The sequence below is a fragment of the Rahnella laticis genome (genome assembly GCF_015644585.1).
Taxonomy (GTDB): domain Bacteria; phylum Pseudomonadota; class Gammaproteobacteria; order Enterobacterales; family Enterobacteriaceae; genus Rahnella; species Rahnella laticis.
Genome location: NZ_JADOBI010000008.1, coordinates 134160 through 158804 on the forward strand (window position 1 = coordinate 134160; position 24645 = coordinate 158804).

At 54.8% G+C, this 24645-nt stretch carries 23 protein-coding genes; 15 read left to right on the forward strand and 8 right to left on the reverse strand.

Going from position 1 to position 24645, the window contains the following annotated elements; translation table 11 throughout:
* The first annotated feature begins 653 nt into the window (after positions 1-653).
* A complete protein-coding gene (locus IV433_RS18020; protein ID WP_195815302.1) occupies positions 654-1496 on the forward strand; it encodes an AraC family transcriptional regulator in 843 nt (280 codons plus the stop codon).
* Positions 1497-1595: 99 nt separating this feature from the next.
* Positions 1596-2654, forward strand: a complete 1059-nt coding sequence (locus IV433_RS18025) for an NAD(P)-dependent alcohol dehydrogenase (RefSeq protein WP_195815303.1) — start codon at positions 1596-1598, stop codon at positions 2652-2654.
* A 123-nt stretch (positions 2655-2777) separates the two neighbouring features.
* Here the strand turns inward: IV433_RS18025 and IV433_RS18030 are convergent, their stop codons facing one another.
* Positions 2778-3224, reverse strand: coding sequence for a VOC family protein (locus tag IV433_RS18030; RefSeq protein ID WP_195815304.1), 447 nt, complete (start codon positions 3222-3224; stop codon positions 2778-2780).
* A gap of 85 nt (positions 3225-3309) precedes the next feature.
* Between IV433_RS18030 and IV433_RS18035 the strand changes: the two genes are divergently transcribed.
* Positions 3310-4245: a helix-turn-helix domain-containing protein gene (locus IV433_RS18035; protein ID WP_195815305.1), complete on the forward strand. Its 936-nt coding sequence runs from the start codon at positions 3310-3312 to the stop codon at positions 4243-4245.
* Positions 4246-4284: 39 nt separating this feature from the next.
* Here IV433_RS18035 and IV433_RS18040 read toward each other — a convergent pair whose 3' ends face one another.
* Together IV433_RS18040 and IV433_RS18045 are read right to left on the reverse strand one after the other, a co-directional pair.
* Positions 4285-5208 carry a DMT family transporter gene (locus IV433_RS18040; RefSeq protein ID WP_195815306.1) on the reverse strand — a complete coding sequence of 308 codons (924 nt, stop codon included), beginning with the start codon at positions 5206-5208 and terminating at the stop codon, positions 4285-4287.
* On the reverse strand, positions 5205-5792 hold the full coding sequence (locus tag IV433_RS18045) for a TetR/AcrR family transcriptional regulator (RefSeq protein ID WP_195815307.1): 588 nt from the start codon (positions 5790-5792) through the stop codon (positions 5205-5207). Before IV433_RS18045 ends, IV433_RS18040 begins: the two co-directional genes overlap by 4 nt.
* A 220-nt stretch (positions 5793-6012) precedes the next feature.
* Here IV433_RS18045 and IV433_RS18050 point away from each other — a divergent pair, with 220 nt between their 5' ends.
* Positions 6013-6444, forward strand: coding sequence for a CopD family protein (locus tag IV433_RS18050; RefSeq protein WP_195815308.1), 432 nt, complete (start codon positions 6013-6015; stop codon positions 6442-6444).
* A gap of 196 nt (positions 6445-6640) precedes the next feature.
* Complete coding sequence (locus IV433_RS18055) at positions 6641-8695, forward strand: FUSC family protein (protein ID WP_195815309.1); 2055 nt, start codon at positions 6641-6643, stop codon at positions 8693-8695.
* Positions 8696-8763: 68 nt separating this feature from the next.
* Here IV433_RS18055 and yahO read toward each other — a convergent pair whose 3' ends face one another.
* The gene (yahO, locus tag IV433_RS18060; RefSeq protein ID WP_195815310.1) at positions 8764-9042 is read right to left on the reverse strand and encodes a DUF1471 family periplasmic protein YahO; all 279 of its coding nucleotides are present in this window, start codon (positions 9040-9042) and stop codon (positions 8764-8766) included.
* Between the two features lie 370 nt (positions 9043-9412).
* Between yahO and gntK the strand changes: the two genes are divergently transcribed.
* The 5 genes from gntK (at position 9413) to IV433_RS18085 (ending at position 15829) form a co-directional block, all read left to right on the forward strand.
* The gene (gntK, locus tag IV433_RS18065; RefSeq protein WP_255562187.1) at positions 9413-9970 is read left to right on the forward strand and encodes a gluconokinase; all 558 of its coding nucleotides are present in this window, start codon (positions 9413-9415) and stop codon (positions 9968-9970) included.
* Positions 9967-11304, forward strand: coding sequence for a gluconate transporter (gntU, locus tag IV433_RS18070; protein WP_195815311.1), 1338 nt, complete (start codon positions 9967-9969; stop codon positions 11302-11304). Before gntK ends, gntU begins: the two co-directional genes overlap by 4 nt.
* Before the next feature lie 15 nt (positions 11305-11319).
* The gene (gene edd, locus IV433_RS18075; protein WP_195815312.1) at positions 11320-13134 is read left to right on the forward strand and encodes a phosphogluconate dehydratase; all 1815 of its coding nucleotides are present in this window, start codon (positions 11320-11322) and stop codon (positions 13132-13134) included.
* A gap of 31 nt (positions 13135-13165) precedes the next feature.
* Entirely contained in the window at positions 13166-13807 is a 642-nt protein-coding gene (locus IV433_RS18080) for a bifunctional 4-hydroxy-2-oxoglutarate aldolase/2-dehydro-3-deoxy-phosphogluconate aldolase (protein WP_195815313.1), read from the forward strand.
* A gap of 687 nt (positions 13808-14494) precedes the next feature.
* Entirely contained in the window at positions 14495-15829 is a 1335-nt protein-coding gene (locus IV433_RS18085; RefSeq protein ID WP_195815314.1) for an MFS transporter, read from the forward strand.
* A gap of 65 nt (positions 15830-15894) precedes the next feature.
* On the opposite strand, the gene IV433_RS18090 is transcribed toward IV433_RS18085, so the two are convergent.
* From IV433_RS18090 to IV433_RS18105, 4 genes are read right to left on the reverse strand one after another with little or no spacing between them, the layout of a single operon-like run.
* Complete coding sequence (locus IV433_RS18090) at positions 15895-16584, reverse strand: GGDEF domain-containing protein (protein WP_195815315.1); 690 nt, start codon at positions 16582-16584, stop codon at positions 15895-15897.
* On the reverse strand, positions 16568-16978 hold the full coding sequence (locus IV433_RS18095; RefSeq protein WP_195815316.1) for a DUF1987 domain-containing protein: 411 nt from the start codon (positions 16976-16978) through the stop codon (positions 16568-16570). The genes IV433_RS18090 and IV433_RS18095 overlap by 17 nt, the downstream gene beginning before the upstream one ends.
* 15 nt (positions 16979-16993) lie before the next feature.
* The gene (locus tag IV433_RS18100) at positions 16994-17548 is read right to left on the reverse strand and encodes a SiaB family protein kinase (RefSeq protein ID WP_195815317.1); all 555 of its coding nucleotides are present in this window, start codon (positions 17546-17548) and stop codon (positions 16994-16996) included.
* 9 nt (positions 17549-17557) lie between these two features.
* Positions 17558-18814: a SpoIIE family protein phosphatase gene (locus tag IV433_RS18105; protein ID WP_195815318.1), complete on the reverse strand. Its 1257-nt coding sequence runs from the start codon at positions 18812-18814 to the stop codon at positions 17558-17560.
* Positions 18815-19095: 281 nt separating this feature from the next.
* On the opposite strand from IV433_RS18105, the gene IV433_RS18110 reads away from it, so the two are divergent.
* From IV433_RS18110 to efeO, 5 genes are all read left to right on the forward strand, one after another.
* Positions 19096-20295: a ceramide glucosyltransferase gene (locus tag IV433_RS18110; protein ID WP_195815319.1), complete on the forward strand. Its 1200-nt coding sequence runs from the start codon at positions 19096-19098 to the stop codon at positions 20293-20295.
* Between the two features lie 7 nt (positions 20296-20302).
* A complete protein-coding gene (locus IV433_RS18115; protein WP_195815320.1) occupies positions 20303-20872 on the forward strand; it encodes a DedA family protein in 570 nt (189 codons plus the stop codon).
* Positions 20869-21546 carry a glycosyltransferase family 2 protein gene (locus IV433_RS18120; protein ID WP_195815321.1) on the forward strand — a complete coding sequence of 226 codons (678 nt, stop codon included), beginning with the start codon at positions 20869-20871 and terminating at the stop codon, positions 21544-21546. The genes IV433_RS18115 and IV433_RS18120 overlap by 4 nt, the downstream gene beginning before the upstream one ends.
* A 229-nt stretch (positions 21547-21775) precedes the next feature.
* On the forward strand, positions 21776-23401 hold the full coding sequence (efeU, locus tag IV433_RS18125) for an iron uptake transporter permease EfeU (RefSeq protein ID WP_195815322.1): 1626 nt from the start codon (positions 21776-21778) through the stop codon (positions 23399-23401).
* A 14-nt stretch (positions 23402-23415) separates the two neighbouring features.
* Positions 23416-24642, forward strand: coding sequence for an iron uptake system protein EfeO (gene efeO / locus IV433_RS18130; RefSeq protein ID WP_195815323.1), 1227 nt, complete (start codon positions 23416-23418; stop codon positions 24640-24642).
* The last annotated feature ends 3 nt before the right edge of the window (positions 24643-24645 follow it).

The window sequence follows — 24645 nt, forward strand, 5'->3', positions numbered from 1 at the left end:
CAGGTCAAGACCTTGGGCTCGCCGCCCAAACGGGCCTTAAGTTCAAAGTCGTGGGCGTCGGCCCACACCGACCAAAGACCCGGTAACGCGCGGGTCTCTGGACTCTGCGCTTTTTTAACTGCGCGCTACCGCTCGCTGGCACTATTTCAGGTATAACAGCTATTGCCGCGAAAACTTGCCGCTGCGCGGTGCCTTCATTTCGGTGTTCGAGCCCACGGTCTCGAAACTCTCACTCAGCAAGCTTTCTGAAAGCGGCTGGAGGCTCTATAAAAGATAAAGTCGTTGTCTATTTTTTAGATCAAAATCAGTGAGGTTGTGAATTAAAAGGTCTGTGGCCGCTTTCGAAACGACGTCGAATGAATGGTGAGAAACAGCGAGAGTCTTTTTTCGAGCAGGTTCGAACCTGAAATGAGAGCACCGCGCAGCGGCGGCGTTTGCGGCACTAGCCGGAGTTGCTGAAACAGTGCCAGCGAGCGGTAGCGCGCAGTGAAAGAGCCGGAGATTCTAAAGAGGCGCGGCGACAGGCGCCTCTTTAGGCCAGTTTGGGTGGCAACCCAAGGTCTTGATTTTGACCCGAGGCCAGTTTGGGTGGCAACCCAAGGTCTTGATTTTGATGGCAAGATTCAATGCAATTGAAAAACTGAGAGAACACCATGCTGCCCGTTGTGATAGACACACTTTTCCGATCGTTTTGTGGCGGTGAAGCGCAGGCCGTGCGCTTTCCGGATAACACACAACCCATGCCCGAACTGGCGTTGCTGGTCAGTTTCCCGCGCATCGAATTTGTGGTCAGAGGCCACGTTCATGACCGCAGTCTCCCGGCTGAAAAGGGCTTACTGAAAGAGGGCGAAGCGCTGTATATCCCCGGCGGTAAATGGAATCTCACTCAGTGGAGCGCGCCCGCCGTGCTGCTGAGCATATTGTTCAGCAAAGAAAAACTCGGTTTCAGCCTGCAATCCTGGGACGGCAACCGGTTTTCCGCAACGGACAAACAAAGCGTTGCCCGGCTGGGGCCGCGCGTCGGTTCGTTTTTATTGCAGGCGATGAATGAAATCGTTTCAAACCCGGATGACCAGCAAACCGCCCGCTGCGTGGTCGCCGGTTTACTGAGCCATTGTCAGGAACAGCTGGCGAACCGCACACAAATTCTGACCCGCAGCGGCGCGCTGTTTGAAGTGATGAAGAAATACATCGAGGAAAATGCCTCGCTGCCGCTGACCCGCGAAAACGTGGCGAAACGGTTCCATATCACGCCGAACTACCTGTCACATCTTTTCCGAAAATCCGGCGATACCGGTTTCAGCGAATACCTCAACCATGTCCGGCTGGAACGGGCAAAACTGCTGCTGAAAGGCTATGAACTGAAGATTAAAGAAGTGGCGAGCAGCTGCGGATTTACCGACAGCAATTATTTTTGCCGCGTGTTCCGTAAAAGCACCGCGCGATCGCCTTCGCAATACCGCAGCCAGTGGCTGAGCCAGCATCCCGAAAAGTAAACTGAACAGGATCAGGCAAGGATTCTGGAGAACTGTGGCTTGTGGCTTCGAGGGTAAATTCTATAGTGAAGGGGTCACTATCAACTCAGGAGTTTACCGATGAAAACTGTTGGATTTGCAGCGTACGATCCGAAAAAACCGCTGGCACCTTACGCATTTGAACGTCGCGGCCTGCGTGAAAATGATGTTGCAATGGAAATTTTGTATTGCGGCGTCTGCCATTCTGATTTGCATACTGCCCGTAATGACTGGGGCTGGAGCTATTATCCGATAGTTCCCGGCCATGAAATCGTCGGGCGCGTAACGCAGGTGGGCAATCAGGTTTCCCGCTACAAAGTGGGCGACCATGTCGCCGTCGGTTGTATGGTGGACAGTTGTCAGGAATGTGACCAGTGTAAAAAGGGCGAAGAACAGCTGTGCCGCGAAGGCAATACCGGCACGTATGCGGGTTACGACCGTTTCACCAAAGAGCCGACGCAGGGCGGATATTCCAAGCATTTAGTGGTGCGCGAAGAGTTTTGCCTGCGGATGCCGGAAGGGTTAGATCTCTCCAAAGCCGCGCCGCTGCTGTGCGCCGGTATCACCACCTGGTCGCCGCTGAAAACCTGGAATGTCGGGCCGGGCAGCCGCGTAGGCGTTATTGGTCTGGGCGGGCTGGGCCATATGGCCGTTAAACTGGCCGCCGGGCTGGGCGCGGATGTCACCGTGCTGAGCCGTTCCAATGCCAAAGAAGCCGATGCACTGGCGCTGGGCGCGAGCCGTTTGCTGGTCAGCGCAGACAGCGATGCCATGGCGCAGGCGCACGATCACTTCGATTTGATTATCGATACCGTACCGGTCAAACACGACATCACGCCATACATGCCGCTGCTGGATGTGGACGCAACGCTGGTGCTGGTCGGGCAGGTCGGGCCAATGGAAGAGTTCAATACCGTGCCGCTGCTGCTGGGCCGTCGCCGTGTGGCGGGTTCACCAATCGGCGGGATCCGCGAAACGCAGGAAATGCTCGATTTCTGCGCTGAGAAAAACATTCTGCCGGACTGCGAGATGATCCGTATGGATGAAATCAACGCGGCATTCGAACGTATGGAAAAAGCAGATGTTCGCTACCGTTTTGTCATTGATATGGCCTCGCTGGAAGCTCCTGCGGCGGTGTAAGAACGTGTGATTTTCGCAAAAAAAAAGCCAGTCAGTTATGTCACTGACTGGTTTTTGCAGAGCTTTTGGATCGTTCTGCGGATCGTTAACTGTCCGGCATTACCCAACGAGTGGTCATTTATCTTACAACTTTTGTGCAATATCCCAGATAAAGCCAAAAGGATCTTTTACACGCGCTTTTAAATCGCCCCAGAACATTTCAGCGGGTTCATTCACCATTGTTGCACCTGCCTGCACCATTTCATTTACCAGCGCAATTGTGTCATCAACGTACATATAGAAAATGAACGGTGTCTGAGAGCCGGATGTTTGCGGGCTGCTCAGGTCTGAGTCCCATCCTTCCTTGTTAATCGTGAAATTGGTGCCGCGATAGCGAATACGGGCGAAGAGTATTTCACCATCATCACCTTCAAGCTCTGCAATCGCGACCATACTCATCGCGCCGGTATAGAAATCAACGGCGTCCCTGACATTGGGTACGTTTAATGCAGTTGTCAGCCAGGTGAGTCCCAGGCCTTCCCACGGGTGCGTGCGGTTTTCAACATTGCTGAACCAGTCCAGTTTTTTCATTTCAGTTCCCTCCGGGTATCATTCAGTGAATGAGGTAATATTATGCCATATGCCTGAGGCGATAACGGTAGTTAAGGGAGTAAAAATGGTGAAAAACGGACATTTCGACAAGAATGCTTCTGCGGAACCGGATGTTATTAATCTGGATTATCGTCCTGCCGGTACCTATTCACTGGATATTGAGATTTTCTCGGTATCAAGCCTGAAAAAAAGATTGGGTCAGCGGCAGGAACAGATGCAGCTTGCGCATCAATATAGTTTTGGAATGCTGCTTTTTATCACTGAAGGTGAATGTACGCAGTGGATTGATTTCATCCCGGTTAACTGCAAAGTGGGTTCGCTTGTGATGCTATCGCCCGGACAGGCTCATCGGTTTGGGGACGAGACTCAGTGGGATGGATGGATAATGATGCTCCGGCCAAAGTTAATTTCGGCTCCTGGCCTGGCCCGGTCTCCTGCCTTTAATTTCAGAGTGAAAGAGCTCACCCGGAGAATTCCTGATCATCTTATGTTGAACGAACACGAGCAGGGCATTGTGGCGCAGGCCATTGAACAAATGAGAGAAGACTCGGCCATTACATCGTCGGGTGACAGCAGTGAGATCAACACATTGTTGCATCACCAGTTTTTCGCGCTTTTACTGCGCCTGTCTGTCACATATGGCCAGAATGGTGCGGACGGTTCGCCGGGTTCAACGAAGCGTTTTAAAGCTTTTAAAGATCTGGTTGAGGAAAACTATGCCCGCTGGCATCAGGTCGCCCAGTATGCCAGTCATCTCGGGTGTTCAGAGAAAAGCCTGACCCGCGCCGCCGTTCAGCTAACGGGCATGACGGCAAAAAATATCATTGCCTCGCGGATCAATCTTGAAGCTAAAAGGCTGCTGGCCAACTCCACAACGCCGGTTGCGCTTATCGCAGAACAACTCGGTTTTGAAGAGCCCACCAATTTTGTTAAATTTTTCAAACGCCAGGTGACCTGCACGCCTGGCGAGTTCAGAAGGAATCAGTGGGAACGAAATTAGCCTGATGACGGCGTCACCCGGCAAACGCCCATTCTTCTTTCAGGCCGACTTCAGCACCGGCCTTCTTCTCAGCGGAACGGTGATGAAAATCAGGCAGGCGACGACCAGCCCGATGCCGGTCCAGCCCATTGCGGGCAGGCGTTCGCCGACAATCAGCACCGCCAGAACCGCTGCCACCGCAGGCTCGAGCAGCGTGATGGTGGTTGCCAGGCTGGCGGGAATGCGTGCCAGCGCATAACCAAAACACACATAACCGGTAAACATCGGGATCAGCGCCATGTAAGCGCCGACGGCGGCGTTATTCCACGACGCCAGCAACGGTGCGCCGGTCACGAATAACACCGGCATCAGTAACAGGCCGCCGAGGCCAAACGTTGCGCCCATCGACACACGCGAAGGGACGCCGCGCTGCATCAGCTGGCGTGCCGCCCACGCATAGAGGGCATAAGTCAGCCCGGCAACCAGACCGAGCGCCATGCCCGCCAGCGCGTGCGGTTGCTGCCCGGAAAGGGCGTGCGAGCTGCTTTCCGCCAGACATAACAACACCATTCCGGCCACACCAATGGCCGCGCCCGTCATCCAGCGGCGGGTCAGGCGCTGGCCCTCGAGCCAGTATTCAATCAGCGCAGAAAGCAGCGGGGCGGAACCGATGGAAATCACCGTGCCCACCGTCACGCCAGCAAGATGCATCGAGGCATAAAAAGCCAGCGGATAGATGCCGACGGACAGGCCGCCGGTCAGTAAAATCCGCCAGTGTAAAGTGAGTGCACGGCGGTGTCTGAGAATGCCGCGTGCGGCGATGACCGCCTGCAAAAGGCCGCCGATGCCCATTGCCACTGCGCCAATCGCCAGCGGGCTGACCTGCGGGGCGAACGTGGCCGCCGTGCCCGTGGAGCCCCATAACACCGAGGCAAAAACCACGGCCAGAATGCCGAGTAGACGTTCTGCGGGCGAGCTTGTCACGGCGCCTCCATCATGGCTTCGGCCATCGCCATCGCCTGACGCACGCAGGCACCGTTGCCTTCCAGCCCGGCGCGGGAAATCGCTCCTTCGAGCAGGAATGAAAAGTGCCGTGCCAGTAATTGCGCTTTTGATTCATCGCCGGCAAACAGCTCCAGCAAATGGGTGGTGACGATGGATTCCACCTGTTCTTTGTGGCCGCGCACCGCCAGCCTGCCGGGCGCACCGGCCGGGAGTTCGGCGGCGGCATTAAGCAGCCCGCAGCCACGAAATCCGCGTTCGTAAGAAAACTCCGCGTGATCGTCATACGCGCGGAAAACTGCCAGCACTTTTTCCTTCGGGCCGGAGGCTTCCTGTTCGCGGCGTGCATACAGCGCCAGCCATTCGTCGTGGCGGACGGTGATGTACGTCGCGACCAGTTCTGCTTTGGATTCAAAATTGTTGTAGAGGCTTTTCTTCGCGACACCCGCTCTTTTCACGATGGCGTCAATGCCCGTGGCGGCGATGCCGTCGTTATAAAACAGGACACGGGCTGCGCCGAGCAGGCGGTCGCGGGCGCTTTCCGGTGGCGTTTCAGGTTGTGACATAACGTCGCTCATTTTGGTTTGTTATTGAGTAGGTAGCCCAGTCTACCTACTCAGTTTCCAAAAAGAAAGAAAACAGAAAGCCTGACGTTGCGAAAACGCGCAGACATTACCCGTGCCTTTATCAGGGGAAAAGGACATAATCCGGTAAAAGCCGTGAAGAGACAGCAGGTTGAAGTTGTCCGGCGTACCGCATTGTCGTTAACTTTAGAAGGAATAAAACATGCTTCATGAGTGGCTGAATGCCCTGCACATTATCGCAGGGATATTGTGGATCGGCGGAATGCTGGCGATGGCGCTGGTTTCCATCACGTTTTCTAAAACCGCCGGAATGCAGGATAACGCGGGCAAAGCGGCGTTGCTCGACACCGTCCGCCAGTGGAACCGCTGCGTCACCAGCCCGGCGATGATTGTGCTGTGGATTGCCGGGATTGTGATGATTGTCAGCCACGGCCAGATCCCGCATGCGTGGCTGCTGATTAAGATCCTCGTGGTGTTCTTCCTTTCCGCGCTGCACGGGCTGCTTTCCGGCGATTTACGTAAACGCGCCACCGGACAGCCCGCAAAAAATTACGCATTACTGCGTAATGCCGCGGGAATTATCGCTCTTTGCGTCATCATTATCGGGATTCTGGCGATCATCCGTCCTTTCTGAATCACCGACATCGTTACCCCGATCCACGCCGCGGCGTGGATTTTTTTTGCCTGACGGAAGCGGAAAGCGAGCGCGGGAGGCAATTTTGTAAGGTGACTAATAGTTTCGTATGTTTTGTTACACTCTTCAAAAGGGCGCAATCTTCCGCGCAGGCTAAAATACTGTTTTTAAAATACGCTGAGCTGTTGATTTAAAAATGAAATGGTTAACAAAAAATGCGCTCTTGTTCTCCGTCAAAACCTGTATAGCGGCATTTTTAGCCTTATATATCGCGCTTGAACTCAATCTTGATAAACCTGCCTGGTCAATGGTTTCGGTTTATGTCATTTCCCAGCTCTATTCTGCCTCGACGCTTTCTAAAGCCACGTACCGTTTTCTGGGCACGGTGCTCGGCGGGATTTTCATCTTTCTGGTGTATCCGTTTACGGTCACCGATCCGGTGCTTTTCAGCCTGAGCGTGTCGCTGTGGGTGGCTTTCTGCCTGTATCTTTCGCTGCATGACCGCACGCCGAAGGGGTACATTTTTATGCTGGCCGGATACAGCGCGGCGATCATGGGATTTGCCGACGTCGATACGCCGCTTTCCATCACTTATACCGTGATTTCGCGAGTCGAAGAGATCACGGTGGCGATTGTCTGTAGTTCGCTGATCCACATGCTGGTGTTCCCGGTGCGCATGCGCAATCTGCTGGAGAACAGCGTCAGTAACTGGTACGACAGTGCCAAAAAACTCTGTGCTGAGTTGCTGACCGTTACGCCAAAAGAGACGTCGCCTGAGCGCGAACACATTCTGGTGCAGATGGCGAACTATCCCATCAGCGTGGAAGCGCTGATTACGCACTGCGTGTTTGAAGGCGATTCCGCGCGCCGCCTGATTCGCCTGGTGACCGCGCAGTATCAGCATTTGTCGTATCTGATCCCGACCCTGACGGCGATTGAAAAACGTCTGAGCCTGCTGGGCGAGCAGGGCATTGCGTTCCCGGATTTTGTCTCCGCGACCTTCAGTCAGTTTTTGCTGTGGCTGAACAGCCCGGAGCAAAGCGGCAATGCGAAGGCGATTCAGGACGACATCCGCGCGTCGCAGGAAAGAATTAAAGCGTGCTACGACCGGGGCGAAATGACGCCGGAGGAAGGGCTGTTGTTTATCGGTTTGCTGGAACGTTTGCAGAATTTCATTCACATTGCGGAATCGTACTTTGGCGTGACCGAACGCGTCAGCCAGTTCAGCAAAGAGAAAAAGCGCAGCAAACTCAGGCTATTGAGAAAGCATAAAGATGAAGGGATGATCCTGTTGTCGGCCTTCAGCGCCTTTGCCGCCACCATGGTCGGCTGTCTGTTCTGGATCGGTACCGGCTGGCGCGACGGGGCTTCCGCGCCGATGATGGCGGCGGTCATCTGTTCGTTCTTCGCCTCACTCGATAGCCCGATTGCCTCGATCCACGTCTTTCTCAAAGGCGTGCTGATTGCGATTCTGATCAGTATTGTTTATGCCGCCGTGTTTATTCCGCTGACAGTGACGTTTGAATCCCTGATTATCTGCCTCGCGCCGGGCCTGCTGGCGCTGGGGCTGGTGATTGCCAATCCTTCCACCAACTTTATCGGCCTGATTATCGCCACGCAGATCCCCGGTTTTATCGGCATGAGCCATGATTTCAAACCTGACCTGCTGGTGATTGTTAACGCGGCGATATCCACGCTGGTGGGGATTGCAATTGCGTTACTGACCACGGCGCTTATCCGCAATAAACGGCCTTCGTGGACGGCAAAACGCGCATTGCGTAAAGGCATTAAAGAGTTATTGCAGTTTACCAATGAGATCAAAATTAACGCGTCGTCACTGCGCGGGCGTCAACAGTATGTCGCGAGTATGCTCGATAAAGTGAATATTATTTTGCCGCGTAATAAAGTTGATCCGGTGCCGAATGTCGCGCTGGGCGGAAATTTGATCACGGAAATCTGGCTGGGCGTGAATTGCTATGATTTTTATGCCCGCCATCAGGCTATTTTAAAAAGCTATACGCTGGAAACGGACGCGCTGATGTTTGAAATTAATCAGTACATCAAAAAACGGCTGAAAAATATTTATATCGCGCCGCCGCAATCGCTGCTTGAGGAATTAAACCGCGTGTTGTTAAACCTCGAAGCGCTGTGCCGTTCGGACATGACGCTATTTAAACCGCTGTTCCATCTGTTCAATATCCGTATGGCGTTGTACCCGACGGAACGCTGGCCGGAAGGGCTTGCTGCCTGAAAATCGCCTTTCTTGCTGCATAAAAAAACCACGCCTCGGCGTGGTTTTTTTACGATCACATTTTGGACTTATTTTTTCTTATACACGTCAGCGGTACCGTGGATTTTATTATTGGTATTGCCGGACGTTAATACAAAGACGTCGCCGCCTTTTTTATCGGCCTTCTTGGACAAATCTTCAATCGCGCCTGACTGGGAAGTTTTATTCGATGTGGTGACCGATCCGACTTTGGTGTATTCGGAAGCGACTTTTTCAAAATCGACTTTCTTCATGAGCTGAGCGGAAAAAGCGCTAAAGGACAAACCCGCAGTTAACGCCACAGCCAACAACGCGTGAGATATTTTCATTTTTGCCTCAGAAGTATGAGTACCGGAAACCCGGCGGAAGAACTTCGGGATACGCCTGTTTTAATTACCCTGTTAAGTAATAACTCGATGCAAAAACAGCGGTTTATTACGTGATTTAAGTAATAGACAAGGAACGTGATTATTACAAGGTGGAATCAATATTCTTTGCTGAGTCCGATGCTGTGTTATTCACCTGTTAATAACCCCACCCAAAATGTTTCATTGCTAATAGTTAACTTTGAACCCGATCACATTTATGGTTTTCACCCGCCGCCACCGATTGTCAGACGCCAAAATCCCTCTGATAATGTTACCGATAACATGTTACCGGTAACATTCTTAATAAAGATCCCGTGCCAGGAGCTAAATCGTGAGCCAGACCCAAAACAACAATCAGAATAACAACCGTATTTATATTTTCATGGGCGTGTCCGGCAGCGGGAAATCCGCCGTCGCCAATGCCGTGTCACACCAGTTGTCCGCCGGTTTTCTTGACGGCGATTTTCTGCACCCGCGCAGCAATATTTCCAAAATGGCCGCAGGCGAGGCGTTAAACGATGACGACCGCGCGCCGTGGCTGGCCGCACTCAACGACGCGGCGTTCGCGATGCAGCGAACCAATAACGTCTCGATCATCGTCTGTTCCGCGCTGAAAAAACGCTACCGCGACCGTCTGCGGGCAGGGAACGGCAATCTGTCGTTTATCTATCTGCAAGGCGATTTCCCGGTGATCGAGGAGCGCATGGCGGCGCGGAAAGGCCACTTCTTTAAATCACAAATGCTGATTTCTCAGTTCGCCGCGCTGGAGCAACCCGGGGTTGAAGAGAGCGATGTCATCACCATCAATATCAATCAGCCGCTTGACGGTGTGATCGCAGAAACCCTGCAACATATTCAAAGTTTCCAGCAACAGGAGCACTGCGCGTGAATACAGTTACTTTAGTCGGGACAGCGGTCGGGTCAGTTTTACTGCTCCTATTCCTGGTCATGAAAGTCCGCATGCACGCCTTTGTGGCGCTGATGCTGGTCTCCATCGCCGCCGGGATTTTCTCCGGTATGCCCATTGATACGATTGCCGACACCATGCAAAAAGGCATGGGCAGCACGCTCGGCTTTCTGGCGATCGTGGTGGCGCTGGGCGCGATGTTTGGCAAGATCCTGCATGAAGTCGGCGCGCTCGATCAAATTGCGGCCCATTTACTGAATCGTTTCGGCAAAAACAAAGCTAATTACGCGCTCGGGATTGCCGGGCTGGTATGCGCATTGCCGCTGTTTTTCGACGTCGCGATTGTCCTGCTGATCGGCATTGTGTTTGCCGTTGCGCGCCGTACAGACGGCAACATTGTCAGGCTGGCGATCCCGCTGTTTGCCGGTGTTGCCGCGGCCGCCTGTTTCCTGCTTCCGGGGCCGGTACCGATGCTTCTCGCGTCACAACTTAATGCGGATTTTGGCTGGATGATTGCCATCGGTCTGGTCGCCGCCATTGTCGGTATGCTGATTGCCGGGCCGCTGTACGGTAATTTCATCAGCCGCTATGTGAACTGGCCGATGCCGGTGGAAGAAAATGCGCCGACGCTGAACAAAGACAATCTGCCGTCTTTCGGTTTCAGTCTGGCACTGATCTTATGCCCGCTGGTGCTGGTGGGGATGAAAACCATCGGCGCGCGTTTTGTTACCCAGGGTTCTCATTTGCAGCAATGGCTGGAATTTATCGGCCATCCGTTCACCGCCATTCTGATTGCCTGCCTGATTGTGATTTACGGTCTGGCTAAACCGCGCGGCATGACCAACGAACAAACGCTCGCCATCTGTTCTGCTGCCGTACAACCGGCCGGGATCATCCTGCTGATGACCGGTGCGGGCGGCGTGTTCAAACAAATCCTGGTGGATTCCGGCGTCGGCCCGGCCATCGGTGACGCCATGATTGGCACCGGTTTGCCTATCGCCGTGGCCTGTTTTGCGCTGGCCGCCGTGGTGCGTGTGATTCAGGGTTCGGCGACCGTCGCCTGCCTGACCACCGTCGGCCTGGTTCTGCCGGTGACGCATCAGCTCGGGCTGAACGGCGGGCAACTCGCGGCGCTGGCAATCTGTATCACCGGCGGTTCCATCGTGCTGAGCCACGTGAACGACGCCGGTTTCTGGCTGTTCGGTAAATTCACCGGTGCCAGTGAACTGCAAACGCTGAAAACCTGGACCGTGATGGAAACCCTGCTGGGCACCACCGGCGGGATAATCGGCATGATTGCTTTCACGATGCTTTAAGAAAAGGAGAACGAAATGATTAACGAAACAGTCTCGCGCGTCACGCAGCGGATCATTGAACGCTCCAGCCCGACCCGCGAAGCCTATCTGGCGCGCATGGAATCTGCCCGTTCGAAAACGGTTCACCGCGCGCAGCTGGCCTGCGGCAATCTGGCGCACGGCTTTGCGGCCTGTCAGCCGGATGACAAAAACGCCCTGAAAAATATGGTGCGCAGCGACATCGCGATTATCACCGCTTACAACGATATGCTCTCCGCGCATCAGCCTTACGAGCATTACCCGCAGCGCCTGAAAGAGGCGCTGAAATCCGTCGGTGCCGTCGGGCAGGTGGCGGGCGGCGTGCCGGCAATGTGTGACGGTGTCACGCAGGGGCAGGACGGCATGGAGCTGTCGCTGATGAGCCGCGATGTGATTGCCATGTCCGCCGCAATAGGCTTGTCGCACAACATGTTCGACGGCGCGTTGTACCTCGGAATTTGCGACAAAATCGTGCCGGGATTAGTCATGGCGGCGCTGTCATTCGGGCATCTTCCGGCGGTCTTTATTCCGGCCGGGCCGATGAGCACCGGTTTGCCGAACAAAGAAAAAGTGCGCGTTCGCCAGCTTTACACCGAAGGCAAAGTCGATCGTCAGGCGCTGCTGGAAGCGGAAGCCGCGTCGTATCACGGCATCGGCACCTGCACGTTTTACGGCACGGCCAACACCAACCAGATGGTGATGGAAGTGATGGGCCTGCATCTGCCGGGTTCGTCATTTGTGCCGCCGGACACCGCATTGCGCGGCGCGCTGACCGATTCGGCGGCGCGTCAGGTGACGCGTCTGACCGAAACCAGCGGTAACTATCAGCCGCTCGGGCAGATGGTGAACGAGAAAACCGTGGTGAACGGGATTGTTTCGCTGCTGGCGACCGGCGGTTCCACCAATCTGACCATGCACATGGTGGCGATGGCGCGTGCGGCGGGCATCATTATTAACTGGGATGATTTCTCTGAACTGTCCGACGCCGTGCCGTTGCTGTGCCGCATTTACCCGAACGGCCCGGCGGATATTAACCAGTTCCAGGCTGCCGGTGGCGTGCAGCTGGTGGTGCGTGAACTGCTTAATCATGGCCTGTTGCATCAGGACGTCAGCACCGTCGCCGGTTTCGGGCTGGAGCGTTACACGCAGGAACCGTGGCTCGATAACGGCGAACTGGCCTGGCGCGAAGGGGCGCAAAGCTCGCTGGATACAAACGTGATCGCCAGCGTTTCTGCGCCATTTGAACATCACGGCGGCACCAAAGTGTTGTCCGGCAATCTGGGGCGCGCGGTGATGAAAACCTCGGCGGTTCCTGCAGATAATCAGATTATCGAAGCGCCTGCCGTCGTCTTTGAAAGCCAGCATGACATCGTACCTGCGTTCGAGGCCGGAAAACTTAACCGCGATTGCGTGGTGGTGGTGCGTTTTCAGGGGCCGCAGGCCAACGGCATGCCGGAGTTACACAAATTAATGCCGCCGCTCGGCGTGTTAATGGATCGCGGATTTAAAGTGGCGCTGGTCACCGATGGCCGTTTGTCCGGCGCATCCGGCAAAGTGCCGTCTGCCATCCACGTTACGCCGGAAGCGTATACCGGCGGCATGCTGGCGAAAGTGCAGGACGGCGATATCATCCGCGTGAATGGCCGCACCGGCGAGCTGGCGTTACTGGTGGATGACGCTGAGCTGGCGAAACGCACCGCGTACCAGCCGGATCTGAGTGCCGAACATACCGGCTGTGGCCGTGAGCTTTTCGGTGCCCTGCGCAGCCAGCTTTCCGGCGCGGAACAGGGCGCGTGCTGCATCAAATTTTAATGTCGAAGACGTGAGATAAGAGAAAACGAACATGAAAAACTGGAAAACAAGCGCTGAACAAATCCTGACATCTGGCCCGGTTGTGCCGGTGATTGTTATCAATAAACTCGAACACGCCGTGCCGCTGGCAAAAGCGCTGGTCGCAGGGGGCGTTCGCGTTCTGGAAGTGACGCTGCGCACCGCCTGCGCGATGGACGCGATCCGTGCAATTGCCCGCGAAGTGCCGGACGCAATTATCGGCGCGGGCACTGTGCTGAATGCGCAACAGCTGAAAGACGTCACCGACGCAGGGGCACAGTTTGCAATCAGTCCGGGTCTGACGGATGACCTGCTGAAGGCCGCAACGGCGGGAACCATTCCGCTGATCCCGGGGATTTCTACCGTGTCCGAACTCATGCTGGGGCTGGATCACGGTTTGCGTGAATTCAAGTTCTTCCCGGCAGAAGCCAGCGGCGGCGTGAAAGCGTTGCAGGCGATTGGCGGCCCGTTCCCGCAGGTGCGTTTCTGCCCGACCGGCGGCATTTCACCGGCGAACTACCGGGATTATCTGGCGCTGAAAAGCGTGCTGTGCATCGGCGGTTCATGGCTGGTTCCGGCTGATGCGCTGGAAAGCGGCGATTACGCGCGCATTACCCAGCTGGCGAAAGAAGCCGTTGCCGGTGCAAAAGCGTAACGAATAAACGCAGCAATAAAACGCAGCAATAAAACGTCAATAGAAAAGCAGGCCCGCAGGGAATCATTTCTGCGGGCCTGTTTTTTATTTTATAACGCACTTATTGTTAAAGCTGCTTTGCTGATACTAAAGAACAGAGCAGTGAGTTCTTATTTATGCAGAAATAAACAGGGCTAACGTTGTTCTCTGAAAGGGGAATCACACATCGTCAATGAATACGGGTTAATGAAGGCAATTATAAAGTAAAGTTTCTGATTGCCCATTGTGCAACTGACCGGCTTTGCACGATGAATGCCGGAAGTTTTCTGGCATATGAAATATGAACTGTGACTTGCATCACTCTTTTTAAGGCGTGGCCGGTTAGCGATAAAAGAGTGTTATTTCAACGTTATCGTAATGTGAGAGTGCAAAGTAAAATAAGAAAATTCCCCGCAGATCCTTGGGCGTCTGCACAGTGTTATTTCTATTTCCCTTTCTTATACTGATTCAACCCTCTGAAGGTAGCCTTAAATCACAATCATTGCGTCAACAATACGGGTGAATTAAGGGCGTTATTTACCAAAAAAAATGCCAAATGGATTTTTTATTTTAACAGGGATAGCAAACCTCCGGTTTCTGCATTTCACACTTTGACTGAGATTGTTTCAAAGCGTGCTGACGCCGGAAAATGTTACAGAGAGGGATAACATGAGTGTTGAATCTGTGGCGTCAGGAAATAAAAAGACGCATGTCCGTTACATTATTCTGCTGATTATTTTCGTTATTACTGCCGTTAATTATGCCGACCGCGTGACGTTATCTATTGCCGGAACAGAAGTGTCTAAAAATCTGGGATTAGACGTTGTCGATCTGGGGAAGATATTCTCAGCATTTGGTATCTCTTATCTGCTGATGCAGCTGCCCGGCGGCTGGCTGCTTGACCGTTTTGGTACCATCAAAGTCTATACCTACAGCCTGTTTTTCTGGTCGTTCTTTACGCTGGTGCAGGGCTTTGTCGGCTGGTTCCCGGTGGCGTACGCCGTGGGGTCGTTGTTCCTGCTGCAATTCCTGTTAGGTTTTGCCGAAGCCCCGGCGTTTCCGGCCAACGCCCGCATGGTGGCAGCCTGGTTCCCGACGCGGGAACGTGCCACGTCCTCTTCCATCTTCAATGCGGCGCAGTATTTCTCGCTGGCCATTTTCTCGCCTTTCCTCGGCTGGTTGACCTACGCCTGGGGCTGGGAAAACGTGTTTGTGGTGATGGGCGTGATTGGTTTTATCCTGACGCTGTTCTGGGTGAAGTTTGTCCGTAACCCGCTTGACCATCCGGGTGTTTCAGCCAGCGAGCTGGACTATATCGAGCAGGGCGGTGCGGTGGTGAATATGGATCAGGCGAAATCCAGACAGGGCAAACAGGGCCCGAAATGGAATTACGTTCGCCAGCTTCTGAGCAGCAGAATGATGTTAGGCATTTTCTTCGGCCAGTATTTCCTCAACACCATTACCTGGTTTTTCCTGACCTGGTTCCCGATTTATCTGGTGCAGGAAAAAGGCATGTCGATTCTGAAAGTCGGCCTGATTGCCTCAATTCCGGCTCTGTGCGGTTTCTGCGGCGGCATTCTGGGCGGCGTGGTGTCGGATAATCTGCTCAAACGCGGCTTCTCATTAACCGCCGCGCGGAAAATCCCGATTGTCTGCGGCATGATCCTGGCGTCCGGAATTATTCTGTGTAACTACACCGACAATAATGTTGTGGTGGTCGGGCTGATGGCGCTGGCCTTCTTCGGCAAAGGCTTCGGGGCGCTGGGCTGGCCGGTGATTGCCGATACCGCACCGAAAGAAATGATTGGTATGTGCGGTGCGATATTTAATATCTTCGGTAACGTCGCTTCTATCGTCACGCCGCTGCTGATTGGTTATCTGGTGAAAAACCTGCATTCATTCAACAGTGCGCTGATCTTCGTCGGCTGTTCTGCGCTGATGTCCATGCTCTGCTATCTGCTGGTGGTCGGCGAAATCAAACGTCTCGAATTTAAGAAAGTGTAAGGCCAAAAAAAAGGTGAATGCAGGCTGTCTGCATTCACGCTTTTATCTGCAATCCCGCGCCCTGACTATCCGCAATGCACCCGGTTTCTGCCGCGTCGTTTCGCTTCATACATGGCGGCGTCGGCGTCGTTGTATAACGTATCAAAGCTGCTGTTCTGCTTTCCCCAGCTTACGCCCAGGCTCGCCGTCACTAGCTGATTTGGCAGTAAATCCAGCGGCGATGCGTTGAGCAGCGCGTGAATATAACCGGCGACAATCACCGACTGCGCTTTGGTGTAACGCGGCAGCAGGATGGTGAACTCCTCGCCACCGACGCGCCCGATACTGCCCAGCTCCGGCACAGATTGTTCAATGCGCCGGATCAGCCCGCAAATCACCGCATCGCCAGCCGGATGTCCGTACTGGTCGTTGATCGCCTTAAAGTGATCGATATCGAGCAAAATCAGCCCGGCTTCTCCCGCGTTCAGCGCTTTCGTAATCTGATCAATGATGGCGCTGCGGTTATAGACCCGGGTCAGCGGGTCGTGCGTGGCCTCATACTCCAGCCGTTCATTGAGCTGGTTCAGATCCCGCTCGGCGCGGTCGCTGCGGCGGATCAGGCGGTAAGATTCATTCATGATCTTCTGATAATGCGCGGTCAGCTTGATCAGCGCGTCGCGGTAAACCTCCGCGTCCAGCCCCTGTGTCTCCGCCAGTTCGCGGTTGTCTTGCAGGATGGCGCTTTCTGCCGTGAATAACTCATCTAAGCTCGTCATGGTAGCTTTCCGCGTGGAGGTGGAAGGCGATGGCGGGGAAATCAAGGCTCAGTTCCTGGCCGAATTCTTCGGAAATATCATCCTCAGGATCGTAATACCAGTGCAGCGTGGTGGCGATCCCGGCGGCAGCGGCGTTATTCACCGCACTTAACAGGCTGAAAAGCATTTTGGTGCTGGAGCTGTTGAAGTAACTCAGCGCGACGTGCAGCGTCAGCGGCGAGCCGGTGCCCTGAGGTTGCGCGGGCACAAAGTTTTCCAGGGCGGTGATCAGGGGACGATAAAAAGCCGCCGCATTTTCCGGATAAGATTCTCCGGCCAGCGACAGAGTTCGGCCATCAAAATCAAATTCAACTTCCGGCGTGCAGGAAGTCGCAGGGATGCTGATATTGTTCATAGTGATGCGCTCTTTTTAGATTATGGCTTTCAGATGAAAAGTGGACAGTTCAGAGGCTTCCACCTGATGAAAAGTAAATTCCAGCGGTTCACTGGCATCGCGGGCGAGGGTGAGCAGGCCGATGTTGGCCCCTTTACTCCACACCGGGCTTTCCGCACGCAGCGACGCTTTATAGGTGAGTTTAATTTCGTCGGCGCTCATGGTTCTGATCGTCTCCAGATAGTCGCGCAGCCGCACAATATCTTCCGGGCGGATCAGGTTGGTGCTTTCGCACACGTACCGGCCATTATCGATGCCCAGCGTGACGGATCCGAAACGCATTTCGTCGTCAGCACGCGCCAGCGCCCGGCTGTCCGAGGAGTAACGCAGGATGTTTTGCACCATCTCAATAAAGGTGGAAAACAGTTTGCGGCGGGTGCTGGAAGACGCTTCATGCTGTTCCAGATACAAACGGATCACTTCGCCCATCGCGGTAATATTGTTTTGCGAGAAAAATCCGGTGTACTGCAATGCCACCACGTCATAATGCGGCGCACTGAACGGTCCGGTGAAAACGGGTTCGTTTGTCATAAATAAACTCTACGGTTGCCGGCCCCTGAGGCCACAATAACGAAAACCTAAAAAGGTCATATCATCGCGGCGTTGCTGATTGCCCTGCCAGTCGAGATAGGCCTGCATCATCGCTGCCGAGAGTTCGGGCACGGGCGCTGAACGGTGCTGTTCGAGCAGCGTTTTCACCTTTTTCTTCCCGAACATGATGTTGCGTTTACCGCCAACCTGATCGGTCAGGCCATCGGTATAAATAAACAGTAAATCCTGCGGATTGAGCGGGGTTTCATGCAGCGTCCAGCGATAATCAGCGGGCGTTTCCGTATACCCCACGCCCATCCGGTCGGCACTGAGCGCCACCGCTTCTTCACTTTCAGCCGGTAACAGGAAACCGGAAAGACGCGCACCGGCCCAGATCAGCCGCGGATCCTGCGGGTCGATAAACGCCGCCATCGCATCGCAGCCGTCGTTGGATGTGGAGGTCTGATTCGACTGTTCGGATTGCCCGAGCGTCTGTTTGATAAACTGATTCACGTGGCCGAGCAGCAAATCCGGGCGGTTGGCCGGGCATTCCTGCAAGGATTTATCCAGCGCCGACGACAGAATCACGGTCATGAACGCGCCCGGCACGCCGTGGCCGGTGCAGTCGGCGACAAACAGCAGCCACCCGCCGTCAACTTCATGAAACGCATAGAAATCGCCTCCCACGCAGTCTCTCGGCTGCCACACCAGGCTCCAGTCTCTGAGCTGCGCCGTCAGCGTTTTATGCGACTTGTTCAGCATCGATTCCTGGATCACGCGCGCGTATTCAATGCTTTGCATGATTTGCTGATGCTGCTGCGTCTGGACGTTCGACACGGTTTTGATGACGTCGATCCCCAGTCCCATGCCGATGTAATGGCCGCCGGTGGTCAGAATAAATCCGTCAGTGACCGAACGGTCGCCGGACTCCACCATTTTCTGCGCCAGTTCATCGAGCGTACTTTCTGAATCAATCACCAGCGGATGCTTATCCATAAACGCAATACAACTTTTCCGGTCATACAGTTCGCGAAAATAGGGGCGGGCCATCTGGGACAGAAAGATATGGCGGTTGATCAGCCCGAACGGACGGTTGTCCTCAACGACGGGCAGGCTGATCAGCGAATGGTGCCGGGTGAATAATTCCATCACTTTCAGGTTGTCACTTTCCGGGGTGACAAAAGGGACATCAATACACAATTCCCGGGCAGTTAAAGAACGGGAGCTGGGCGTAAATTGTCTTTGCAAATAGCCTGAGCGTTCCATGTTGACAGATCCGGTCACGATAAAGATGAACAGATTACTGCGGAAATATTTCAGTTTATCGGTGCCATTAAGAAAATTCCGAATAACAGATAATAAAAACATTTCCTTACGGCAAACGCCAACATTTATGCGCCCCGAAAGCCTGCTTTAAGAAAACCTTAATGAAACGTCTCTAGGATGATTATTACCTCGTAATCGTTTTGCCTGTTTTCTCACGATGCTGACCGCCGGAAATCACCGGCCACATCACGCCAGCGCTTAAAAAATGAAGGGGCATCATCATGGCTTTAAGCACCGCATTAACCGCCACTTTTGGCGGTTTCCTGATTACGCTGCAATTCACCTCTCTGGCGATCGCTTACTGGCGAATGCGGCGGGGCGTCCGGCGGGATGAAACGCAGGAAACGTCAGAATTTATCGCACTGGTGCGGCCGCTGTGCGGGCTTAACGCCTTTGAAGAGGAAACGCTGCGTTCCAGCTTTCATCAGGATTATCCCGGTTACGAAATTGTGTTCTGCGTCGCATCGCGCTTTGATCCGGTGATCCCGCTGGTGGAAAAACTGATGGCTGAATATCCGCATCAGCGTGCGCGTTTACTGACCGGAAATGACAAAATATCGGCGAACCCGAAAGTGAACAATCTCAATAAAGCGTGGAAAAACACCACTGCCGGTATTGTGGCGATGGCGGACAGCAACCTGCTTTTACCGCCGGATTATCTGCGTTCGCTGGTGAATACTTTTGACGCGGAAACCGGGATGGTAAGTTCGCCTGCGATCGGCATTCGTCCGGAAAATATCTGGGGCGCGGTGGAAGCCGCAATGCTGAACACGCATCAGGCACGCTGGCAGTATCTGTCTGATTTTCTCGGTAACGGTTTTGCGCAGGGGAAAACGCTGTGCTGGCGGCGCGAGGTGCTCGATAATGGCGGCGGCATGGTGGCGCTGGGCAGTGAACTGGCGGAAGACGTGGCGTCGACCAAACTGGTGCGCCGCGCCGGGCTGAAAGTGCGTTTACCGGCGCAACCTTTTGCGCAGCCCGTCGGGCATCGCACGCTGGACGCGGTCTGGAGCAGGCAGCTGCGCTGGGCGCGTATCCGCCGTGCCGGGTTTTTCTGGCTGTTCGTGCCCGAAATTATTATGGGTTTTCTGCCTGCGCTGGCGGCCGTTACCTGGCTGACCGCCGCCGGTGATTTGCCGCTGTTCGCACCGGCTGCGCTGTTTGTGTTGTGGTTTGGCGGTGAATGGGCGCTGGCAAAAGCGCTCGGCTGGCCGCATCAGCTGAGGGATATTCTGGCGATGTGCCTGCGCGATATCATGATGCCCGCGCTGTGGTTAGGGTGCTGGGCAGGGCGCGGATTTACCTGGCGCGGCCATACTTCAGGCGAAAAAAGCCTTTCGGGCAAAATAAAGCTAACCGGTAAAATAAAACTATCAGGTAAAAAACAACCCGTGCCTGTGAGTCAGTCGCCGGGAAAATAAGGACCGTATGTTTGCTCTTGAAACCATTGAATCACTGATTAAAGCGCACGGATTGCTGTTTCTGACCCCGCTGGCCATTATCGAAGGGCCGGTGGTGACGGTGCTTGCCGGTTATTTTGTCCGCCTCAACTATTTCAGTTTATCCGTCATCTTCGCCGTGGTGATGGCGGGAGAAATTCTCGGGGATATTCTTTTTTATTCCCTCGGGCGCTGGGTTATCGGGCCGGACGGACAACCGCCCGGCTGGCTGGCGCGTCTGGGGCTGACGCAGCCCAGACTGGAAAAAATGGTGCGCAGCTTTGACCGCAAAGGCGGGCGGTTGCTGGTGTTAGCCAAGCTGACCCATTCCGCCGGTGCGCTGGTGCTGACCGGCGCGGGCATGGCGCGAATGCCGCTCATCCCGTTTCTGTTCTACAACATTATCGCTGCCATTCCCAAAAGCCTGTTTCTGCTGGCGATCGGCTGGATGTTCGGCGACATCATCGCGCAGGTGAACAACTGGATCCTGTACGTCTCGCTCGGATTGCTTATCGTGCTGGTCGCCGCAGGCGTCATGTGGCTGAGGAGCAAAGAATGATCACCGTCAGTTGCATTATCCCGGCGTGTAATGAAGCGGCGCGGATCGGCAAAGTGCTGGATGTCGTGCGCAACCATCCCTTGCTGTTTGAGATTATCGTGGTGGATGACGGTTCAGCGGATAACACCGCAGACGTGGCACGGGAAAAGGGCGTTCGCGTGGTCAGGCTGGCGACAAATCAGGGTAAAAGCCACGCGGTGGCGGAAGGCATTGCGGCCGCAACGGGCAGCCATCTGCTGATGCTGGACGCCGATCTGCTGGGGCTGAACGGGCGCGATATCACCCGGCTGGTTCAGCCGGTAATACAAAATCAGGCGGATGTGACTATCAGTCTGAGGCGCAACAGCCCGTGGATCTGGCGGTGTATCGGGCTGGATTATATTTCCGGCGAGCGGGTGTTTGCGCGCGAACTGCTGGCAACACGGCTGGACGAAATCCGCGCTTTGCCGAATTTCGGGCTGGAAGTCTGGATCAACCGGTTGTGGATCGCCGCCGGATCTCGCGTGCGGGTGGTGAGCTGGCAGGGCGTGATCAGCCCGTACAAAGCCGCCAAAATGGGCTGGCTGCGCGGGTTAATGGCGGATATGTCGATGATGCGGGATATCTTTCGCACCATTTCGTTGCGGGAATCTGTACAACAAATCATCCGCCTCAGACGCCGCAGTCAGGCATGATGTTGGCCGGAATGTGAACGATAATTTTCTGCGCTGCGACCTTCACTTTGGCATTTTTATTCTCTGTTTATTATTTGGTTACAAATAAAGCACTCTTTACACCATATTCTTAATTTCACATCACTCTGTTGCAAATCCTCATACTCCATTTCTTCCTTCCCGTTCGGGCAACTGATATCAATTATCATTAATAATTGATAATGCTTCTTGTTGCCACGGAGTCAGCCCTTTGTTAGCCACTTTTATTATCGGACTTCGTGAAGGTTTAGAAGCCGCGCTTATCGTCGGGATTATTGCGGCGTTTCTCCGTAAGAATGGCAAAAGTCTGACCGCGATGTGGGTCGGCGTGGTGCTTGCCGTGGTGCTTTCTGTCGCGGTCGGTGTGGCGCTGGATCTGACCGAACGCGCGCTGCCGCAGGCGGAGCAGGAAGGGATGGAATCGGTGATTGGCGGCGTCGCCGTCTTCTTCGTCACCGGCATGATTTTGTGGATGAACACCCATGCCCACAACATGAAGAAAGAGCTGGAAAGCGAGGCCGCGCAGGCGATCAGCCAGTCGGGCGCCTGGGCGCTGGCGAGCATGGCATTTCTGGCCGTGCTTAAAGAAGGTTTTGAAACCAGCGTCTTCCTGCTGGCCACTTTCTCGGTGGCGCAGTCGGCGGCCTGGGCTGCCGCCGGGGCGGTTATCGGCCTGCTGGTGGCGGTATTTATCGGCTGCGGGATTTATTACGGTGGCATCCGCATTAACCTTTCCCGCTTCTTCCGCTTCACCGGCCTGTTCCTGATTTTCGTCGCCGGTGGCCTGATTATTACCTCACTGATGACCGCGCACGAAGCGGGCTGGCTCAACATCGGGCAGCAGCGCGTTGCCGATCTCTCCTGGCTGGTGCCGCCGGGCACGGTCCGTTCGGCGCTGATCACCGGCGTTCTGGGGATCCCTGCCGATCCGAACCTGATTGAAACTTTCGGCTGGGTGCTCTACATCGCGATTGTCACGGTGATGATCTACTGGCCCGCGAACCGTCGTCCTTCTGCAAAAGTTGCTGCCCGCGCCATGCTGGCGTCCGCCGCCGTTCTGGCGCTGGCGGCCCTTTCGCTGTTCCTGTTTTATCCCGCGTTTACGCTTCAGGTGCCGGACACCGCGCCGCTGGTCAGCAATGACGCGCAAGACGCCGCGGGGCAGCTACAGCTTCTGCCGGTGGCCGGAAACGGTTATCAGCTGAGTGTGAAAACGGCCAGCGGCGGTGCCACTGTGATTAACCTGCCTGCGGATGCGGCAACGGCGAGCAGCCAGGCCGGAATGCCAGCGGATGAGTGGACGGTTAAAAGTACGTATTCGCCGCCAGGCGCACCGGCGATTCTGGATCTCGATGCGGTGGTGGCGTTGTACGGCAACCGTATTCCCATCGGGCTGGATCCGGCGCAGCATCCGGGGCCGTATCAGGCGGCGTGGACACTTCACTGCAACGTTCAGGTTTCCGTGGCGCAGGGCGTTTTGCTGGGGGCCAGCGCGCAGGCCGACGAAGTGATCACGCTTTCGGGCAGCGGCCTGCAATCTCCGCGCACCGTCACGGCGCGCAATCCTACGGCTGCGGCGTCCGACTGTAACTGGCAGGTGAGCGGCGCGTATCAGCAGAGCGTTTCTGACGCGCTGCAACAGATGCAAACTTATCAGGATACATACCGTTTTTGGGCTGTCATGTTGCCTGTTCTTCTGGCGGCGCTGGCCCTTATTTTTGTCATCTCTGCATTACGGGTTCTCTTGAAACTCCGCAATGAACGGCTTTCTGTTTCGGGTAAAGACGGCCTGTCATTCGGTTCTCCATTACACACTGGCTTGCCAAAAAATAAATAAAGGATAGGAAACTTATGCGCATAAAGACGTTTAAGAAAAAAGAATCTCTGATGACGGCCGCGGGTCTGACGGCATTGCTGATGTTCTCCGTGGAAGCGCCTGCCAATGCGGCATCAGTGGCTCCGGTGAAAAACGGCGTTTCTGAAGTGAATATCACCATGACCAGCGCCGCAGACGGCACCTGCGTGGTCGACCACGATTCTGCGAAAGCCGGTCCGGTGACGTTTAACGTGGTGAACAAAACCGCGACGGCGATTACCGAATTAGAGCTTTTGAGCAACAACCGTATTCTGGGCGAAAAAGAGAACCTCGCGCCGGGGCTGCCAGCGGTGAAATTCACCCTGACGCTCGATGGCGGCAAATACCAAATCTATTGCCCGGGCGCGAAACGTGAACTGATCGACTTCACCGTGACCGGCAAAAGCGCCGCGCAGCCGCAGGGCAGCACCGCCACCATTCTGGCGCAGGGCACCAAAGATTACGCGACTTATGTGAATGGCGTGGTGGACGCGATGGTCGTGGCCGTTAACCGCCTGAAAGCGGATATCGATGCCGGCGACCTGGCAACGGCCAAGGCCGATTACGCCAAAGCGCGTCCGTTCTACGAACGTATCGAATCTGACGTGAACGGTTTTATTCTGCCGGGCTTCAAGGCGACCGATAACGCCGGGAATCTGGATTACCTGATCGACATGCGTGCCTCCAATCTGGATCCGAAAGCGGGCTGGCACGGCTTCCACGCCATCGAACGTGACCTGTTCGGTCAGGGCAAAATCACCGCAGAAACCAAACAAACGGCCACCGAATTGCAGCAGAACGTGGTGCGTCTGGACGCACTGACCAAAGCGCTGACTTACAAACCGGAAGATCTGGCTAACGGCGCTGCCGATCTGCTGGAAGAAGTGCAAAACACTAAAATCAACGGGGAAGAAGAGGCATTCAGTCACTTCGATCTGGTGGATTTCGCCGGTAACGTCGAAGGCGCGCAGCAGGCATTTGCTTACCTGCAACCGGGTCTGGAAAAAATTGATCCTGAGCTGACTAAACAGGTTGCCGCGCAGTTCGCTGCCGTTCACGACATGCTGGAAACCTATCGTGATCCTAAAGTCCCGGGCGGATACAAATACTACACGGCTGAACTGAAAGCGTCTGATGCCGCCAAACTGAGCCGCACTATTCAGGCGTTGCAGGAACCTCTGTCTAAAATCGCTGAGAAAGTGGCGGCGAATAAAGGAGCCTGATGA

Coding starts and splice junctions, on each gene's coding strand:
- IV433_RS18045 (WP_195815307.1), bottom strand. CDS start 5,792: ATGTCACAACCTGAAACGCCACCGGAAAGCGCCCGCGACCGCCTGCTC.
- IV433_RS18025 (WP_195815303.1), top strand. CDS start 1,596: ATGAAAACTGTTGGATTTGCAGCGTACGATCCGAAAAAACCGCTGGCA.
- IV433_RS18110 (WP_195815319.1), top strand. CDS start 19,096: ATGGCTTTAAGCACCGCATTAACCGCCACTTTTGGCGGTTTCCTGATT.
- IV433_RS18020 (WP_195815302.1), top strand. CDS start 654: ATGCTGCCCGTTGTGATAGACACACTTTTCCGATCGTTTTGTGGCGGT.
- IV433_RS18030 (WP_195815304.1), bottom strand. CDS start 3,224: ATGAAAAAACTGGACTGGTTCAGCAATGTTGAAAACCGCACGCACCCG.
- IV433_RS18085 (WP_195815314.1), top strand. CDS start 14,495: ATGAGTGTTGAATCTGTGGCGTCAGGAAATAAAAAGACGCATGTCCGT.
- yahO (WP_195815310.1), bottom strand. CDS start 9,042: ATGAAAATATCTCACGCGTTGTTGGCTGTGGCGTTAACTGCGGGTTTG.
- IV433_RS18105 (WP_195815318.1), bottom strand. CDS start 18,814: ATGGAACGCTCAGGCTATTTGCAAAGACAATTTACGCCCAGCTCCCGT.
- IV433_RS18055 (WP_195815309.1), top strand. CDS start 6,641: ATGAAATGGTTAACAAAAAATGCGCTCTTGTTCTCCGTCAAAACCTGT.
- IV433_RS18095 (WP_195815316.1), bottom strand. CDS start 16,978: ATGAACAATATCAGCATCCCTGCGACTTCCTGCACGCCGGAAGTTGAA.
- IV433_RS18050 (WP_195815308.1), top strand. CDS start 6,013: ATGCTTCATGAGTGGCTGAATGCCCTGCACATTATCGCAGGGATATTG.
- IV433_RS18120 (WP_195815321.1), top strand. CDS start 20,869: ATGATCACCGTCAGTTGCATTATCCCGGCGTGTAATGAAGCGGCGCGG.
- IV433_RS18080 (WP_195815313.1), top strand. CDS start 13,166: ATGAAAAACTGGAAAACAAGCGCTGAACAAATCCTGACATCTGGCCCG.
- edd (WP_195815312.1), top strand. CDS start 11,320: ATGATTAACGAAACAGTCTCGCGCGTCACGCAGCGGATCATTGAACGC.
- IV433_RS18115 (WP_195815320.1), top strand. CDS start 20,303: ATGTTTGCTCTTGAAACCATTGAATCACTGATTAAAGCGCACGGATTG.
- IV433_RS18100 (WP_195815317.1), bottom strand. CDS start 17,548: ATGACAAACGAACCCGTTTTCACCGGACCGTTCAGTGCGCCGCATTAT.
- IV433_RS18090 (WP_195815315.1), bottom strand. CDS start 16,584: ATGACGAGCTTAGATGAGTTATTCACGGCAGAAAGCGCCATCCTGCAA.
- IV433_RS18035 (WP_195815305.1), top strand. CDS start 3,310: ATGGTGAAAAACGGACATTTCGACAAGAATGCTTCTGCGGAACCGGAT.
- efeO (WP_195815323.1), top strand. CDS start 23,416: ATGCGCATAAAGACGTTTAAGAAAAAAGAATCTCTGATGACGGCCGCG.